The organism is Streptomyces sp. CA-135486 (genome assembly GCF_050936555.1).
Classification (GTDB): domain Bacteria; phylum Actinomycetota; class Actinomycetes; order Streptomycetales; family Streptomycetaceae; genus Streptomyces.
This window is the reverse complement of record NZ_JBNJMM010000001.1, coordinates 1,914,801-1,931,208: the sequence shown is the minus strand read 5'-3', so window position 1 is coordinate 1,931,208 and position 16,408 is coordinate 1,914,801. Positions and strand designations below refer to the sequence as shown.

General features: G+C 71.0%; 15 protein-coding genes. 11 read left to right on the top strand and 4 right to left on the bottom strand.

The genetic code is table 11. From position 1 onward, the window contains the following. Positions 1-188: 188 nt before the first annotated feature. The 4 genes from ACQEVG_RS08735 (at position 189) to ACQEVG_RS08720 (ending at position 6,038) form a co-directional block, all read left to right on the top strand. Entirely contained in the window at positions 189-812 is a 624-nt protein-coding gene (locus ACQEVG_RS08735; protein ID WP_432979486.1) for a GntR family transcriptional regulator, read from the top strand. Between the two features lie 609 nt (positions 813-1,421). After that, a complete protein-coding gene (gene aceE, locus ACQEVG_RS08730) occupies positions 1,422-4,106 on the top strand; it encodes a pyruvate dehydrogenase (acetyl-transferring), homodimeric type (protein ID WP_432979483.1) in 2,685 nt (894 codons plus the stop codon). 128 nt (positions 4,107-4,234) lie between these two features. After that, a complete protein-coding gene (locus ACQEVG_RS08725; RefSeq protein WP_432979480.1) occupies positions 4,235-5,053 on the top strand; it encodes a MerR family transcriptional regulator in 819 nt (272 codons plus the stop codon). A gap of 19 nt (positions 5,054-5,072) precedes the next feature. Then, complete coding sequence (locus ACQEVG_RS08720) at positions 5,073-6,038, top strand: helix-turn-helix transcriptional regulator (RefSeq protein WP_432979477.1); 966 nt, start codon at positions 5,073-5,075, stop codon at positions 6,036-6,038. 86 nt (positions 6,039-6,124) lie between these two features. Here ACQEVG_RS08720 and ACQEVG_RS08715 read toward each other — a convergent pair whose 3' ends face one another. After that, positions 6,125-7,054 (bottom strand): SDR family oxidoreductase, encoded by a 930-nt coding sequence (locus ACQEVG_RS08715; protein WP_432979474.1) that lies wholly within the window; start codon positions 7,052-7,054, stop codon positions 6,125-6,127. Positions 7,055-7,176: 122 nt separating this feature from the next. Here ACQEVG_RS08715 and ACQEVG_RS08710 point away from each other — a divergent pair, with 122 nt between their 5' ends. Further along, on the top strand, positions 7,177-7,698 hold the full coding sequence (locus ACQEVG_RS08710; RefSeq protein WP_404726207.1) for a DUF4240 domain-containing protein: 522 nt from the start codon (positions 7,177-7,179) through the stop codon (positions 7,696-7,698). Between the two features lie 45 nt (positions 7,699-7,743). Here the strand turns inward: ACQEVG_RS08710 and ACQEVG_RS08705 are convergent, their stop codons facing one another. Further along, entirely contained in the window at positions 7,744-8,250 is a 507-nt protein-coding gene (locus tag ACQEVG_RS08705; protein WP_432979471.1) for an N-acetyltransferase family protein, read from the bottom strand. A 45-nt stretch (positions 8,251-8,295) separates the two neighbouring features. Between ACQEVG_RS08705 and ACQEVG_RS08700 the strand changes: the two genes are divergently transcribed. Both ACQEVG_RS08700 and ACQEVG_RS08695 read left to right on the top strand, forming a co-directional pair. Then, positions 8,296-9,195, top strand: a complete 900-nt coding sequence (locus ACQEVG_RS08700; protein WP_432979468.1) for a TIGR01777 family oxidoreductase — start codon at positions 8,296-8,298, stop codon at positions 9,193-9,195. Between the two features lie 234 nt (positions 9,196-9,429). Further along, positions 9,430-10,779 (top strand): NAD(P)/FAD-dependent oxidoreductase, encoded by a 1,350-nt coding sequence (locus ACQEVG_RS08695; protein ID WP_432979465.1) that lies wholly within the window; start codon positions 9,430-9,432, stop codon positions 10,777-10,779. A gap of 178 nt (positions 10,780-10,957) precedes the next feature. Here ACQEVG_RS08695 and ACQEVG_RS08690 read toward each other — a convergent pair whose 3' ends face one another. Then, positions 10,958-12,412 (bottom strand): regulator, encoded by a 1,455-nt coding sequence (locus ACQEVG_RS08690; protein ID WP_432979462.1) that lies wholly within the window; start codon positions 12,410-12,412, stop codon positions 10,958-10,960. Positions 12,413-12,675: 263 nt separating this feature from the next. On the opposite strand from ACQEVG_RS08690, the gene lipB reads away from it, so the two are divergent. The 4 genes from lipB to ACQEVG_RS08670 all read left to right on the top strand — a co-directional run bounded on the left by lipB (position 12,676) and on the right by ACQEVG_RS08670 (position 15,800). Next, positions 12,676-13,473 (top strand): lipoyl(octanoyl) transferase LipB, encoded by a 798-nt coding sequence (gene lipB, locus ACQEVG_RS08685; protein ID WP_432979459.1) that lies wholly within the window; start codon positions 12,676-12,678, stop codon positions 13,471-13,473. Between the two features lie 102 nt (positions 13,474-13,575). Then, on the top strand, positions 13,576-14,532 hold the full coding sequence (gene lipA / locus ACQEVG_RS08680; RefSeq protein WP_432979456.1) for a lipoyl synthase: 957 nt from the start codon (positions 13,576-13,578) through the stop codon (positions 14,530-14,532). A 331-nt stretch (positions 14,533-14,863) separates the two neighbouring features. Then, positions 14,864-15,073 carry an SCO2195 family GlnR-regulated protein gene (locus tag ACQEVG_RS08675; protein ID WP_432979453.1) on the top strand — a complete coding sequence of 70 codons (210 nt, stop codon included), beginning with the start codon at positions 14,864-14,866 and terminating at the stop codon, positions 15,071-15,073. A gap of 19 nt (positions 15,074-15,092) precedes the next feature. Further along, the gene (locus ACQEVG_RS08670) at positions 15,093-15,800 is read left to right on the top strand and encodes a DUF4191 domain-containing protein (RefSeq protein ID WP_432979450.1); all 708 of its coding nucleotides are present in this window, start codon (positions 15,093-15,095) and stop codon (positions 15,798-15,800) included. A gap of 93 nt (positions 15,801-15,893) precedes the next feature. Here ACQEVG_RS08670 and ACQEVG_RS08665 read toward each other — a convergent pair whose 3' ends face one another. Further along, positions 15,894-16,361, bottom strand: coding sequence for an RDD family protein (locus ACQEVG_RS08665; RefSeq protein WP_432979447.1), 468 nt, complete (start codon positions 16,359-16,361; stop codon positions 15,894-15,896). Positions 16,362-16,408: the final 47 nt, after the last annotated feature.

Sequence of the window (16,408 nt, the reverse complement as noted above, 5' to 3'; positions counted from 1 at the left end):
CGGTCCTCCCGGCGGGGGCCACACGCATACGCGAGCCCCTCCTCGGCGCCTCCGGCGGCGGCCCAACACCCGTGCCAGGCAGGCTTGTTCCGGGATGAGGACGGGCTGCCGTATCTCCAGGCGTACACGCCGCGACGGCGGCGGCAATAATGGCCCCTGTGTCCGCGCTGTCCTCCCCGGGAGCCCTCATGACCCCGCCCATCGTCCACTCGCTGCGCGAACAGATCCGCGAGCACATCGTGGAGGGGATCGTCAGCGGTCGCTGGAAGCCCGGCGAGCGGATCGTCGAGCGGCGGATCGCGACCGAACTCCAGGTCTCCCAGACGCCCGTGCGCGAGGCGCTGCGGGAGCTGGAGAGCCTGCGGCTGATCGAGTCCGCGCCCAACAAGGGCGTACGCGTACGGAGTCTGACCGCCGCGGATCTGGAGGAGAGCTACCCGGTACGGGCCGGCCTGGAGCAGATCGCGGCGGAGCTGGCGGCCGGGCGGCTGGCCGAGGACTGCTCCGCGCTGGAGCCGCATGTGGCGGCGCTGTACGCGGCGGACGCGGCCGAGGACTCGGCCGCGCAGGTCCGGCACACGGTCGCCTTCCACCGCGAGCTGGTGCGCGCGGCCAGGAACGGGGTGCTGCTGCATACCTGGGAGGGCCTGGGGATCGAGGTGTTCACGGCGCTGTCGATCCGCTGGCTGGGGACGGTGCAGAAGTCGTACGCGGAGGAGCACGAGGCGCTGGTCGAGGCGTTCCGGCGGCGCGACCCGGAGATCGGCGCGCTGGTGAAGGCCCACGTCCTGGGCTGCGCCCCGCGCGCCTGACCGGGCCCCGGACCCCTCGTCGGGTCGGCCCCGGACCCCGCTGCGGTCCGCCGCGAAACCACCCACCGGACAGCAACCACCAACGCCCCCTGGCCCACGGCAAACACGACCCCGGTGACGTGCCCGTCTGGGCCCCCGGACAGAGTCTGGGGGAGATTGAGGACACGCGGCCGAAGGTCGCGTCCGGGGGGTCCGGGGGCGAAGCCCCCGAGTCCGCGCCGCGCAGGCGGCTTTCAGGGGCCCGGGGGCGAAGCCCCCAAGTCCAAGCCGCGCAGCGGGCGCGAGGGGTCTGGGGCGGAGCCCCGGGGCCGCGCCCCGAAGTCGGCGTCCGGGGTCCAGGGGCGAAGCCCCCGCAGTTGCGCCGCGGAGCCGACGCGCGAGGGCCCGGGGCTCGCCCCGGCCCCCGCAGCTTGAAAAGCCCCATACACCCCGTTTATCCACGGCACCCTGTGCCCCATTTCGCGGCACTGGATGCCAATTTCCCGCCACCCTTTGATCGATCATCGATCAGGGACTTACAGTCGACACCGGGTCCACCGACCCGCGCCCTGTCCTGCCAGACAAGGCACCCCCTCTCTCCACCCCCCTCCAGTCCGGAAGGCGGCGACCATGCCCGACCCCGTACGCGTACGCAAGCTTCCGAGCGAGCTCGACCAGCTCCCGGACCGCGACGCCGAGGAAACCGCCGAGTGGGCGGCGTCCCTCGACGCCGTCACCGAGCACGCAGGTTCGCACCGCGCCGCGTACCTCATGCGTCGCACCCTCCAGCACGCCGAGACGGCCGGCATTCCCGTGCCCCGGCTGCTGGAGACGGACTACCTCAACACCATCCCCACCACCGCCGAGCCCGCCTTCGACGGCGACGAGGCGCTGGAGGCCCGTATCACGGCGTGGAACCGCTGGAACGCGGCCGCGATGGTCACCCGTGGGTCCAAGCACGGCGTCGGCGGCCATATCGCCACCTTCGCCTCCGCCGCCTGGCTCTACGAGACCGGCTTCAACCACTTCTTCCGCGGCAAGGAGGGCGACGGCTCCGGCGACCAGCTCTACATCCAGGGTCACGCGTCCCCCGGCATCTACGCCCGCGCCTTCCTCGACGGCCGCCTGAGCGAGCAGCAGCTCGACAACTTCCGCCAGGAGGGCGGCGGCAACGGACTCCCGTCCTACCCGCACCCGCGGCGGCTGCCCTGGCTGTGGGAGTTCCCCACCGTCTCCATGGGCCTCGGCCCGCTCTCCGCGATCTACCAGGCGCGCTTCAACCGCTACCTGCACAACCGCGGGATCAAGGACACGGCGAACTCGCACGTCTGGGCCTTCCTCGGCGACGGCGAGATGGACGAGCCCGAGTCGACCGCCGCCCTCGCCCTCGCGTCCCGTGAGCGGCTCGACAACCTGACCTTCGTCATCAACTGCAATCTGCAGCGCCTCGACGGCCCGGTACGCGCCAACTTCAAGATCGTGCAGGAGCTCGAGGCCCAGTTCCGCGGCGCCGGCTGGAATGTCGTCAAATCGCTCTGGGGCTCCGCGTGGGACGAGCTGTTCCAGCTGGACGTCACCGGCGCGCTGGTCCGCCGTCTGCGTGAGGTGCCGGACGCGCAGTTCCAGACGTACGCAACCCGCGACGTGGCGTACATCCGCGAGCACTTCTTCGGCGCCGAGCCCGCGCTCGTCGAGCTGTCGAAGCTGCTGACCGACGCGAAGATCGCGGAGTGTTTCTACACTTCCCGCGGCGGCCACGAGGCCCGCAAGGTGTACGCGGCGTACCGCGCGGCCGTCGAGCACCGGGGCGCGCCGACCGTGATCCTCGCGCAGACGGTGAAGGGCTACACGCTCGGCAAGGGCTTCGAGTCCAAGAACGCCAACCACCAGATGAAGAAGCTGACGATCGACGAGTTCAAGAGCATGCGTGATCTGCTCGGGCTCCCGATCGCCGACAGCGCCTTCGCCGACGGCCAGGTGCCCTACGGCCACCCCGGCGCTGACTCCCCCGAGGTCCGCTACCTCACCGAGCGCCGCGCGGCCCTCGGCGGCCCCGCCCCAACGCGCCGGGTGCACGCGGTGGCACTGCCCGCGCCCGATGAAAACACTGCGCGTGGCTTCAAGGCGCTCGAAAAGGGCTCCGGCAAGCAGGAGATGGCCACCACCATGGCGTTCGTACGCCTGGTGAAGGACCTCATGCGGGACAAGGAGACCGGTCGGCGCTGGGTGCCGATCGTCCCGGACGAGGCCCGCACCTTCGGCATGGAGTCGCTGTTCCCGTCGGCGGGCATCTACTCGCCGCTGGGCCAGACGTACGAGCCGGTCGACCGCGACCAGCTGATGTACTACAAGGAGGCCAAGGACGGCCAGATCCTCAACGAGGGGATCACCGAGGCCGGGGCCATGGCCGACTTCATCGCCGCCTCGACGTCGTACGCGACGCACGGCGAGCCGATGATCCCCTTCTACATCTTCTACTCGATGTTCGGCTGGCAGCGCACGGCCGACCAGATGTGGCAGCTCGCCGACCAGCTCGGCAGGGGCTTCATCGTCGGCGCGACGGCGGGTCGTACGACCCTGACCGGCGAGGGGCTGCAGCACGCGGACGGCCACTCGCACCTGATCGCGTCCACGAACCCGGCGTCGCTCAACTACGACCCGGCGTTCGCGTACGAGATCTCCGTCATCGTCAAGGACGGTCTGCGCCGGATGTACGGCCCCGAGGCCGAGAACGTCTTCTACTACCTGACCGTATACAACGAGCCGAAGCCGCAGCCCGCGATGCCGGAGGGCGTCGAGGAGGGCATCCTGCGCGGTCTGTACCGCTTCAAGGAGGGCGTCGCCGCTGCCGCCGACTCCCCGCGGCTCCAGCTGCTGGCCTCCGGCACGGCGATCCACTGGGCCCTTGAGGCGCAGGAACTGCTCAGCGCGGACTGGTCGGTCGCGGCCGACGTCTGGTCCGCGACGTCCTGGGGCGAGCTGCGTCGCGACGCGCTGGAGTGCGACGAGGCCCTGCTCCGCGGCGAGCAGCGCACTCCGTACGTCACCCAGGCGCTTGAGGGCGCACCCGGCCCGGTGCTTGCCGTGTCCGACTGGATGCGCCAGGTGCCCGACCAGATCAGCCAGTGGGTCGAGCAGGACTACTCCTCGCTCGGCACGGACGGCTTCGGTCTCTCCGACACGCGCGAGGCGGCCCGCCGCCACTTCGGCGTGGACGCCCAGTCGATCACGGTCGCGGCGCTGGCCCAGCTGGCCCGGCGCGGTGAGGTCCCGGCCTCGGCCGTGAAGGAGGCGCGCGAGCGCTACGGCCTGTAAGGCTCTGTTGTACGACGGTGTACGACGTTGTACGAAGGGCGAACCCCCGGCGGCCGGACGGCGCCGGGGGTTCGTCGTCGGTGATCCTTGACCCTGACACCGTGTGAAGGCGTGCAGTGGGAGGCGTCATGTTCACCATCGGAGACTTCGCCAGGCACGGCCGGGTGTCGGCCCGCATGCTGCGTCACTACGACGCGATCGGGCTGCTGCGTCCGGACCGCACCGACCCTTTCAGCGGCTACCGCTATTACGCGGCGGCCCAGCTTGCCCAGCTCAACCGCATCATCGCCCTCAAGGATCTCGGCTTCACGCTGCAACAGGTGCAGGAGATCCTGGAGGGGAAGGTGAGCACGGAGGAGCTGCGCGGGATGCTTGCGCTGCGGCGGGCGGAGCTGGAGACGGCGATGGCCGAGGCGGCCGCGCGGCTGTCCCAGGTCGAGGCGAGGCTCCGGTCGATCGAGAGCGAGGGTCACATGCCCACCGAAGACGTCATCATCAAGAGCATCCCCGCGGTACGGGTGGCCGAACTGACCGCCACCGCGGCGGGTTACGAGCCCGAGCACATCGGCCCGGTCATCAGCCCGCTGTACGACGAGCTGTTCCGGCGTCTGGAGGCGGCGGGCGTCACCCCGACGGGCCCCGGCATCGCGTACTACGAGGACGCCCCCGAGGGCGACGGCGCGATCCTGGTGCACGCGGGAGTCACGGTCGCGGCCGCACCGGGGCCCGGCCAGGACTTCGAGATCGTCGACCTGCCCGCCGTCGAACGGGCCGCGACGATCGTGCACCGCGGCCCGATGGCCGCGGTCGTGCCGACCGCCCAGGCCCTGGCCCGCTGGATCGACGCGGGCGACCACCGATCGGCCGGGTACGCCAGGGAAGTCACCTTGGAGTGCCCGGCAGACCTCGAGAAGTGGGTGACCGAGCTCCAGGAGCCGCTCGCCTGATCTCCGCCATCATGGGGTCATGCGCGCTGCCCGGCTGATCAAGATGGTTCTGCTCCTCCAGGCAAGGCCCTCGATGACCGGGGCCGAGCTGGCACATGAGCTCGAGGTGTCGGAGCGGACCATCACCCGGGACGCCCTCGCGCTGTCGGAGGCCGGCGTCCCGGTCTACGCCGACCGGGGCCGGGCCGGCGGCTACCGGCTCGTCGGCGGCTACCGCACCCGGCTGACCGGCCTCGCCCGCAGTGAGGCCGAGGCTCTGTTCCTGTCCGGACTCCCGGGCGCACTGCGGGAGATGGGTCTTCAGGACGCGGCGTCCGCGGCCCGTCTGAAGGTGTCCGCGGCGCTGCTGCCCTCGCTCAAGGATGCCCCGCAGAGCGCGGCGCAGCGCTTCCATCTCGACGCTCCCGGCTGGTACCAGGAGCCCGAGACACCGCAATTGCTGCCCGCGGTCGCCGAAGCGGTGTGGGACGACCGCCGCATCAGGACCCGATACCTGCGTCGGGACGCCGAGGTGGAGCGGGAGTTGGAGCCGTACGGGCTCGTACTCAAGGCGGGCATCTGGTACCTGTGCGCCCGCGCGGACGGGACCTTCCGGGTGTACCGCATCGACCGGTTCACGGCTGTGGACGGGAACGGCCAACTCTTCGTACGGGCCGAGGACTTCGATCTGCCCGGATTCTGGGCGGAGCGCGCGGCCCAGTTCGCGCGCTCCATCCTCCGCGCCGAGGTGGTGGTCCGGGTCACCGAGGAGGGCGCGCGGCGACTGCCGTACGTCACGGACCGCGCGGCGGCCCGCGAGGCGCTGGCGGCCGCGGAAGAGCCGGACGGGCAGGGCCGGGTGACGCTTACGCTGCCGGTGGAGTCCCATGAGGTGGCGTACGGGCAGTTGTTCGCGCTGGGCCCTCATATCGAGGTGCTCGAGCCACCGGAGCTGCGTGCGCTGTTCGCCGAGTCGGCGCAGCGGACTGCCCAGCTCTACCGGTAGCCGGCGCAGGGGCGGGGGCAGGGCAGAGGCAGGCGCAGGGCAGCCGAGGCTCCCGGCGGTCGGGCCACCGGCCGGGCGGCCCCGCTCTACCGGTAGTCCTCCAGGGACGGGTCCGCGCCCGCCGCCTCCTCGGCCATGAAGCCCCAGACGTCCGGCCGGCTCCCGTCCGTGTCCGTGAAGCCGTACACCTTCGCCAGCTGCCCGCTGTCCAGCGACCGTCCGTTCCAGTGCGCCCGCTCCGGGTCCGCGGCGAGCGCCGCCACCGCCCGGCCGACATAGACCGGCGACTCGGAGAGCGCCCAGTGCCGCTGCTTGTCGATCCCGTCGCGCCAGTTCTCCTCGGTGAGGCCGAAGATGTCGAGCATCTCCTCGGAGCGGATGAACCCGGGCGTGACCGCCACCGCCGTGCCGCCCACACTCTTCAGTTCCTCACCCAGGATGAACGCCATCCGGATCGGGGCGTTCTTGGCCAGGTCGTAGTAGAAGTTCTCGCGGAAGCCCTTGTTGGACTCGGCCGTGCCGTCCGTGACCTCGACGACCAGGCCGCCGGGCCTGCGCACCAGCAGGGGAAGCGCGATGCTGCTGGTGATGATGTGGCTCCTCGCGCCGAGGTCGATCATCCGCAGCCCGCGGTCCAGCTCGATGTCCCACATCTTGGTGTTGAAGTCGAGCAGGTGGTTGCCGCCCCAGATGTCGTTCACCAGGATGTCGAGCCGGCCGTGGTCCCGGTCGATCCGCTCGACCAGCGCCCGCACCCGGTCCGGCTCCAGATGGTCGGTGGGTACGGCGACGGCCTCGCCGCCCGCCGCCGCGACCAGCTCGGCCGTCTCCTCGATGGTCTCCGTCGCCCGGCCGACCTCGCTGATCTGCTCGCGGGTAGTGCGTCCGGTCACATATACGGTCGCGCCCGCGGCCCCGAGCGCCACGGCGATGGCGCGGCCCGCGCCCCGAGTGGCCCCCGCGACCAGCGCGACTTTCCCGGTCAGAGGCGTGTGCGTCGGTGTCTGCGTCGTCATGAGCCGACCGTCCCACGGATACCCTACGTCTCCTGTCCGCCATTCGTCAGACTGTCGAAAGAGTCAGCATTTCGGCGGCTCCGCGTGCGCCGCCCCTCGCCAACCACGATGCTTGTCCCGTGATGGACGAGACGGAGTTCTGGGAGATCGTCGACAGCACCCGCGAGGCCGCCGAGGGCGACCCCGAGGACCATGCCGACCTGCTGGTCGAACGGCTGCTGCAGCTCGACCCCGACTCCGTGCTGGACTTCGCACGGCACTTCGAGGCGCGCTACAACCGCGCGTACACCTGGGACCTGTGGGGCGCGGCCGCCGTGCTGCTCGGTGGCGCCAGCGACGACGCGTTCGACTACTTCCGCTGCTGGCTGATCGGGCAGGGCAGGGAGATCTTCGAGGGCGGGGTGCACGAGCCGGATTCGCTCGCCGAGCTGCTGGAGGAGTTCGACGAGGACATCGACGGGGACGGTGAGGAGCTGGGGTACGCGGCGGACGAGGCGTACGAGCAGCTCACCGGGGTCGTCGCGCCGGACCTGGGGATCCCGCCGCAGCCGGCCGAGCCGATCGGCACACCGTTCGACTTCGACGACGACGCGGCGCTGGCGCAGCGCTTCCCCAAACTCTGGGAGCGCTTCGGGACGGTGTGAGCCAAAGCCGTCCGGTGTGATCCGAGCGGCGCGGGTCCGATCCGTTCAGCCGGTGAGACTGCGGAGACTACGGCCCATCATGACGTCGTCGACGTACTGTCCGTCCAGGTAGAACTCGCCCGGCAGCACGCCCTCGACCGCGAAGCCCTCCGACTCGTACAGCGCACGCGCCGGCTTGTTGTACCCGAGCACCCGCAGCGTCATCCGTACCGCGCCCTGCCGCCGCGCCTCGTCGCACGCCGCCCGCAGCAGCGCCCGGCCGGTGCCCCGACCGCGCGCCGGGCCGGCCACCGCGAGGCCCTGGATCTGGCGCACATGCCGGTTGCAGGCGAGCGGTGTTGGCGGGATCAGCCGGACGTATCCGACAACCGTGCCGTCGGCATCCTCGGCGACCAGGAAGTGCTCGGGCCGGTGGTTCGAGTCGAAGAAGGGGTCGTACGGAGGCTTCGGCCTCGGCTGTACGGAGTGCAGCGGCGACCAGGTGTCCCGGTCGAGCACGCCGAGGTCTGCCTCGTCGGTACGGAGTGCGGGGCGTATGTGCGACTCGGGCATGGACGCAACTGTGCCATGCGCCGGCGTCGGGGCAGGATGGGGGCCATGCAGCCAACTCGTATTGCCGTCACCGGTTCCACGGGACTCATCGGCTCGGCGCTCGTGCGCTCGTTGCGCTCGGACGGGCACGAGGTGGTGCGCCTGGTGCGCCGCCCCGCACAGGCCGGCGACGAGGTGGAGTGGGATCCACAGCGGCAGTACGTCGACGTGGGCGGTCTGGTGGGCTGCGAGGCCGTGGTGCATCTCGCCGGGGCGGGCATCGGCGCGCGCCGCTGGAACGACGCGTACCGCAAGGAGGTCCGGGACAGCCGGGTGCTGGGCACAGCCGCGATCGCGGAGGCCGTCGCCTCCCTGGACACGCCGCCCCGGGTGCTGGTCAGCGGGAGCGCGGTCGGCTACTACGGCGACACCGGGGACCGCGCGGTGGACGAGAGCGCGCCGCCCGGCGACGGCTTTCTGCCAAAGTTGGTCGTCGACTGGGAGGAGGCGGCGGCCCCGGCCGAAGAGGCGGGCATCCGTACGGCCTTCGCCCGCACCGGACTCGTCGTGGCGCGCAAGGGCGGGGCCTGGGGCCGGATGTTCCCGATCTTCAAAGCGGGCCTCGGCGGTCGGCTCGGCAGCGGCCGGCAGTACTGGAGCTTCATCTCGCTGCATGACGAGGTGGCCGCCCTGCGCCACGTCATGGACACCGAGTCGCTGTCGGGGCCGGTGAATCTGACGGCCCCGCACCCGGCGACCAACCGCGAGGTCACGGAGGCGATGGGCCGTGCGCTGCACCGTCCCGCGGTGTTCGCGGTTCCGGCCCCGGCGCTGCGGATCGCACTCGGCGAGTTGGCGGGGGATGTCCTGAGCAGCCAGCGGGCGTTGCCGACGAGGCTGCTGGAGTCCGGGTTCTCGTTCGCGTTCCCGGGCATCCGCGAGGCGATCGGCGCGGCGCTGCGGTAGCGGTGGTGCCTCCCTCAAGCCGCCGGACGGGCTTGAAGTCCGGCCCGTCCGGGACGTCGGGGTCCGGGGCGGAGCCGGGGAGGCCGACGTGCGCCCCCGCGCACCGGTGCCCCACCGCATGCGCGAGTCCCGGTTCGGCCACCCCTGCCTAGTCTCGGTCCGAACTCGGGTATTCCTCGGGCCTGTCGGGGGCATGAGCCTCCCACCAGCCGCGCCGACCTCGGGGAGGGGCACGTGCTCAGCAGCACCGCTCATGATGCGGACGTCATTATTGTCGGGGCCGGTATCGCCGGTCTCGCAGCAGCTCATCAACTGACCGACGCAGGCGTCTCGGTCAGTGTTCTGGAGGCCGGCCCTGAGGTGGGCGGGCGGATGGCCACCGAGTACGTCGACGGCTTCCGGCTCGACCGCATCGGCCAGTTGCTCAACACCTCGTATCCCGAACTGCGCCGCATTGGCGGGCTCGGGGACGTGGTCCTGCGGCCCTTCTCGCCCGGTGTGCTCGTGCACAGCGGGGGTCGGCTCCAGCGGACCGGTGAAGTGGTCCGGCGGGCCGGTGAACCAGGGAGCGCGCGGTGGGGGTCCCCCAGCGCCTTCCGGGGCGTAGGGGGAGCATTCACCGTAGCGCGCGCCCTCGCGAGCGCCCCCCGGCCGCTCGACCAGGCCCGGCTCGGCGCGTCCCTCGCCCGTATCGCCGCCACCCCGGTGGAGCGCCTGCTGGCCCGCCCCGAGCGGCCCGCGGGCGACTCGCTCTCCGCCCGCGGCCTGCCGGCCCGTACGGTCCACGGCTTCCTGCGCCCGCTGCTCTCCTCACTGCTGTGCGATCCGGCGCTGACCACCTCCAGCCGGTGCGCGGACCTGGCCCTGCGCGGCTTCGCCCGCGGCCGGATGTGCGTACCCGAGGGCGGCGCCGCGGCCCTGCCCCGGCAGCTGGCCGCCGCGCTGCCGCCCGGCACCGTACACACGGGGATTCGCGTCAAGGACGCGTCCATCAGCCGCGTGGCGACCGAGGAGTACGGTGAACTCCACTGCCGGGCACTCGTACTGGCCACCGGCGCCCGCGCGGCCGCCGAGCTGCTGCCGGGCCTGCGCGTACCGCCCTTCCACCCCGTCACGGTGCTGCACCACACCGCGCCCGAGGCCCCGCTCGCCGAACCGGCCCTGGTGCTGGACGCGGACCGCAGCGGACCCGTCGCGCACACGGCCGTCATGAGCGAGGTCGACCCCTCGCGCGCGCCGCAGGGCCGGGTGCTGATCTCCTCGACGGTGCTCGGGACGCCCCCGCAGTATCTGGACCGGACGGTCCGCGCGCATCTCGCCAGGCTGTACGGCAGGCCGACCGACGACTGGGAGCTGCTCGCGGTCCACCACGACCCGGAGGCGGTACCCGCGATGACCCCGCCCCACGACCTGCGCCGCCCGGTACGGGTGCTGTCCGGGCTGTATGTGTGCGGGGACCACCGCGACACGAGCACGGTCCAGGGCGCGCTGTTCTCGGGCCGCAGGGCGGCGGATGCGATCCTGCGCGACTTCGGCGTCCAGGCGGGGTCCGCGGGGGAGGCCGCGCTCCGGGCGGCGGCGTGACTGCTGGGGCCCTTGTCGGGGCTCCGCCCCGAAACCCGCTCCTCAATCGCCGGAGGGGCTGAATTTCAGCCTGTCCGGCGATTGAAGACAGGCTGGGGCGAAGCCCCGGTTACGGGAAGGGTGGGGCGGGGGAACGCCCCGCGCAGCGGCCCAGGGGTCCCGGGCCCCGCCCCGGCGTTCAGCCCAGCGCAGCGACCCGGTCGCGATAGTTCCGTACCGCCGCCGCGTCCCGATACGGCTCCAACCGCCGCTCGAATTCCCGTACATACTCCATCGCCCGTGCCGACCGCATCTCCGACGCCTGCAACGCCGCCTCCGCCCCCAGCGCGCACGCCTGGTCCAGCTCCCCCAGGCCGAGCCGGGCGGAGGCCAGTACCACCCGGCAGAAGAGCCGACTGCGCGCGAACGCCGGCGCGCGCAGCTGGAGCGAGCGCTCCGCGTGCTGCACCGCCGACCGGTACTGCTGCAGATCCCGGTGGCAGTGCCCGAACTCGTCCGCGAGCTGCGCCTCGTCGAAGAAGCGCGCCCAGTGCGGCACTTCGTCCCCGGCCCGTGCCGTCTCCAGCGCCCGCTCGGCCCTCACCAGCGCGCCGGTGCACGCGCGCACCTCGCCCAGCACCCCGTGACCGCGCGCCTCGACCGCGTGCAGCAGCGCCTGCACCAGGGGTGGCGCCGACGATCCGACCCCCTGCTGTGCGACGCGGGTCAGCTGCACCGCCTCCCGCCCATGCCCGAGATAGATGGCCTGCCGGCTCATGGTCACCAGCACATAGGAGCCGTACGCACGGTCGCCGGCGGCCTGCGCGAGCCGCAGGGCCTGTACGAAATAGCGCTGGGCGAGACCGTGGGCCGCGATGTCGTACGAGGTCCAGCCGGCCAGCCGGGTCAGATCGGCGGTCGCGGCGAACAGCCGCCGCCCGGTGGACTCTCCGTAGGTGCCGCGCAGCATCGGCTCGGCCTCGTGCTCCAGGTAGCGGACCAGCGCCTGCCGGGCGTGCCCGCCGCCGTACGCGTGGTCGAGGCTGCGGAACAGCTCGCCGACGGAGCGCAACGCCGCGATGTCGCCGCTGGAGACCTTCTGCCCGGGCCCCCGGTCGGTGGCGCGCTGCCGGGGGACGGTGGGCCGGCCCTGCACAGGGAAGCGGATCGTCCCGTTCGTTCCGTTCATTCCGGTATCACCCCGACTCACCTGCTCGTCGGGCCGACCGATCAGCCAGTCCCGGCTCGGCACCACCAGACCGGCCGGCGTAAAGGCGATCTTGCGCAGTTCCGCGTGGCTGCCGGAGTCCTTGCGCCACAGCCCGCTGACGATGTCCACGGCCTCCTCGGGCGTGGCTGCGAACTCCAGACCCGCGTAGACGGGCGCACAGGCGTCCAGACCCAGGTCCTGCGCCGACAGCCGACGGCCCAGCCGGCGGGTGAAGACCTCGGCGATCAGCGCGGGAGTGGTGCCGCGCGGCTGCTGACCGCGCAGCCAGCGGGTCACGGACGTCTTGTCGTAGCGCAGATCCAGGCCATGCTCGAGGCCGAGCTGGTCCACTCGGCGCGCAAGTCCTGCGTTGGAGAATCCGGCTTCTGCGATGAGCGCGGCAAGCTGGCGGTTGGGGATGCGCTGAGGGGGTCGTTCCGTCATCAGCTGTGCGATCTCCTGCCTTCCGGGCGGCCGGAAGCAGCCCTCATGGAACGGCGCGAATTTAGCCGCCCTGCCCGCCCCGACCGGCAGCTTCGCCCCACATTCATCCGATCGTGTGAGGATTGGGGACAACGCTGACGGGCCGCCCCTTCCCCCGTGACCCTCCGGGCACAGGAGGTACCGCCAGACCCACCTCACGGGAGCCGCCGTACAGTGGCTTGGGCGTGATGAGTGCAGGGTGAAGGTTCGAGGGAGGCACAGCCGTGAGTGAGCTGCGGTTCGTCCGACTGGGGTTCGGCGAGGAAGCCGTCGAGTACCAGGACGCGTGGCAGAAGCAGCGCGAGGTCCACGCCGCCCGCTTCGCCGACCAGATCGAGGACACGTGTCTGCTCCTTGAGCACCCGCCGGTGTATACGGCCGGGCGGCGCACCGCGGACAGTGAGCGCCCGCTGGACGGCACTCCCGTCATCGACGTGGACCGCGGTGGCAAGATCACCTGGCACGGCCCCGGCCAGCTGGTGGGCTATCCGATCCTCAAACTCCCGCGCCCGGTGGATGTCGTCGCACACGTCCGGCGGCTGGAGGACGCGCTGATCCTCACCTGTGCCGAGTTCGGCGTTCGGACCAGCCGGGTCGAGGGCCGCAGCGGCGTGTGGGTGCTCGGCGATCCGGTGGAGCAGCGTCCGGCGATCGGCGGTCTCTCGCTCGATTTCGACCCGCGACTGCAGGACGAGGAGTTCGACCCGCGGCTGAACGGCCCGGAGTACGCCCCCTCCAACGCCGGCCAGCGCCGCGAGGACCGCAAGCTGGCGGCGATCGGCATCCGTATCGCCAAGGGCGTCTCGATGCATGGCTTCGCGCTCAATGTGAACCCGGACAACACCTGGTTCGACCGGATCGTGCCGTGCGGGATCCGGGACGCGGGCGTGGCGTCGCTGGCCAACGAGCTGGGCCGGGAGATCACGATCGCCGAGGTGCTGCCCGTGCTGGAGAGGCATCTGCGGGATGTGCTGGAGCACGCGGAGCTGAAGCCGCGTGAGGTGGAGAAGGCGACCGCCTAGGGAATGCGTCCCTCTGGCCATGGGTTGGCCAGACGTAAGGCCGCACTTTTAACGGGCGTACCCTGGTGTTCGCCGAAGAATCGAAGCTGTAGGGAGCCGGTCGTGTCCGCAGTCGCACCCGACGGACGCAAGATGCTGCGCCTGGAGGTCCGCAACAGCCAGACCCCCATCGAGCGCAAGCCCGAGTGGATCAAGACCCGGGCGAAGATGGGCCCCGAGTACAACCAGCTGCAGAAGCTCGTCAAGAGCGAGGGCCTGCACACGGTCTGCCAGGAGGCAGGCTGTCCGAACATCTTCGAGTGCTGGGAAGACCGCGAGGCCACGTTCCTCATCGGCGGCGACCAGTGCACGCGGCGCTGTGACTTCTGCCAGATCGACACCGGTAAGCCCCAGGCGCTGGACCGTGACGAGCCGCGCCGCGTGGGCGAGTCGGTCGTCACGATGGACCTGAACTACGCCACCATCACCGGCGTCGCGCGCGACGACCTGGAGGACGGCGGCGCCTGGCTGTACGCGGAAACGGTGCGCCAGATCCACTCGATGACGTCGGAGCGCGAGGCGGGCCGCACCAAGGTCGAGCTCCTCATCCCCGACTTCAACGCGGTGCCCGAGCAGCTGGCCGAGGTCTTCTCCTCGCGCCCGGAGGTGCTTGCGCACAATGTCGAGACCGTGCCGCGGATCTTCAAGCGGATCCGTCCCGCTTTCCGTTACGAGCGCTCCCTCGAGGTCATCACGCGCGCCCGTGAGGCGGGTCTGATCACCAAGTCGAACCTCATCCTCGGCATGGGCGAGGAGCGCGAGGAGGTCAGCGAGGCGCTGCAGCATCTGCATGACGCGGGCTGCGAGCTGATCACGATCACCCAGTATCTGCGTCCTTCCGTGCGCCACCACCCCGTCGAGCGCTGGGTGAAGCCGCACGAGTTCGTGGAGCTGAAGGAGGAGGCCGAGGAGATCGGCTTCTCCGGTGTGATGTCGGGTCCGCTGGTGCGTTCCTCGTACCGGGCGGGCCGGCTGTACCAGCAGGCGATGGAGCGGCGGGGCACGACGGTCGCCCCGTAGGTCCCAGGCCGGGCCCCGAGCATGTGAAATCAGGCACAAGTAATTACCGCCGAGTAATGGCGCATTCAACGCGGTTCGTACCCTCCCCGCAGGTCGGGGCGGCGTACGGGCCGCGTCAGTGTTCCTAGGGTCTGAGTAAAGGTTTCATCGGTGTTTGACCGCTCGGTCACCCCCTGGTAACACCAATCAGTAACCCTGACTGTACGCACAGCACGCACCACCCCCCGTGGAGCTCCGCACCGCTCCCCGTAACGGTCAGGGCAAGCCCGCACCGCAAGTCCCGCACCGCATCCGCTCACCGTTGTCACCCACCCCGAGGGGGACCTCAACCATGCAGGCCGTACCGGTTCGACCCGTACGCGCGACCGCCATCCCGTCCGTCACCGATGCTCTGCGCGCCATGGAGTCGCTGCTCCTGGGCAGCGGGCAGCGCACAGCCCGCAGGAACGCTTGGACCGCAGTCCTGGAAGACCGGCGCAGGGCCAGGGACCGGGTCGAGGCGGAGCATGTACTGGAGGCCGTGGCTGGTCGCACTTCCTAGGCCACGTAAACTTCCACACATGGCGAGGAAGGCAAACTCAGACAGCGCTGACGCTGCTGCGAACCCCGGGCGACTGAAGCAGATCGCCCTGACGTACAAGATGACCCGGAAGGCCGACTCGAAGGTCGGTCTTGTCGTCGCGGCTGTGGGAATCGTCACCTTCGGTGTCTTCCTCGCGATCGGTTTCTTGATCGACCACCCTGTTTATCTGGGCATCCTCGGATTCCTGCTGGCCTTCCTCGCGATGGCGATCGTCTTCGGACGCCGCGCCGAGCGGGCGGCCTTCGGGCAGATGGAGGGCCAGCCGGGTGCGGCGGCGGCCGTACTGCAGAACGTGGGCCGCGGCTGGACCACGACTCCTGCGGTCGCGATGAACCGCAGCCAGGACGTGGTGCACCGGGCGGTCGGCAAGGCCGGCATCGTGCTGGTGGCCGAGGGCAACCCGAACCGGCTCAAGTCACTGCTGGCGGCCGAGAAGAAGAAGATGGCCCGCATCGTGGTGGACGTTCCGGTGCACGACATCATCGTCGGCGACGGCGAGGGTCAGGTGCCGCTGAAGAGGGTGCGCACGACGATGCTGAAGCTGCCTCGGGTGCTCACCGGACCGCAGGTCACGGCCGCGAACGACCGTCTGCGGGCGATGGGCGACCTGATGAGCAATATGCCGCTGCCGAAGGGGCCGATGCCGAAGGGCACACGGATGCCGCGCGGCGGAAAGATGCGCTGACGTTCCACGACGTGAAGAGGGGCGCCCCGGAGAGTTCCGGGGCGCCCCTCTTCACGTGCGTACGGCGTGCGTTTCACGTGCGTACGGCGTGCGCTAGATCCGCACCTGCACGGCGCGGGCGAGGCGGTCGTGCAGCCCGCGCCCGTCGCGGTCCCAGATGAGGGCCGGGATCGCGAGGGAGAGCAGCAGGCTGCGAAGGGCAACCCGGAAGAGGCCGAGCCGCCCGCCGTCCTCGGCGATGATGCGCAGCCCGAAGATGCGCTTACCGGGCGTGAAGCCCACGGTCCCGACGGTGAGCACGCTCAGGAGGAGAAAGATGCCGAGCGCCCAGTTCCCCGCGGCCTTCCCGTCACCATTCGCAAACAGTCCGTATGCGATCAGGAGGCAGAGCCCCCAGTCGATGAAAACGGCCCCGAAGCGCCGCCCGAGCGGGGCGATGGAGCCCGGTCCCGCCTGCGGCAGGCCCAGCCGCTCGCCCCGGTGACCGAAGTCGGCACCCATGTCCTCGGCGGCCGCGCGCGGCCCGGAAAGCCACGATCCGATTGCTTGCCTGTTGTCCACCCGTCCACGGTACTGGCCCCGCTTTGGATCACTTCGGGCCGGGTCCT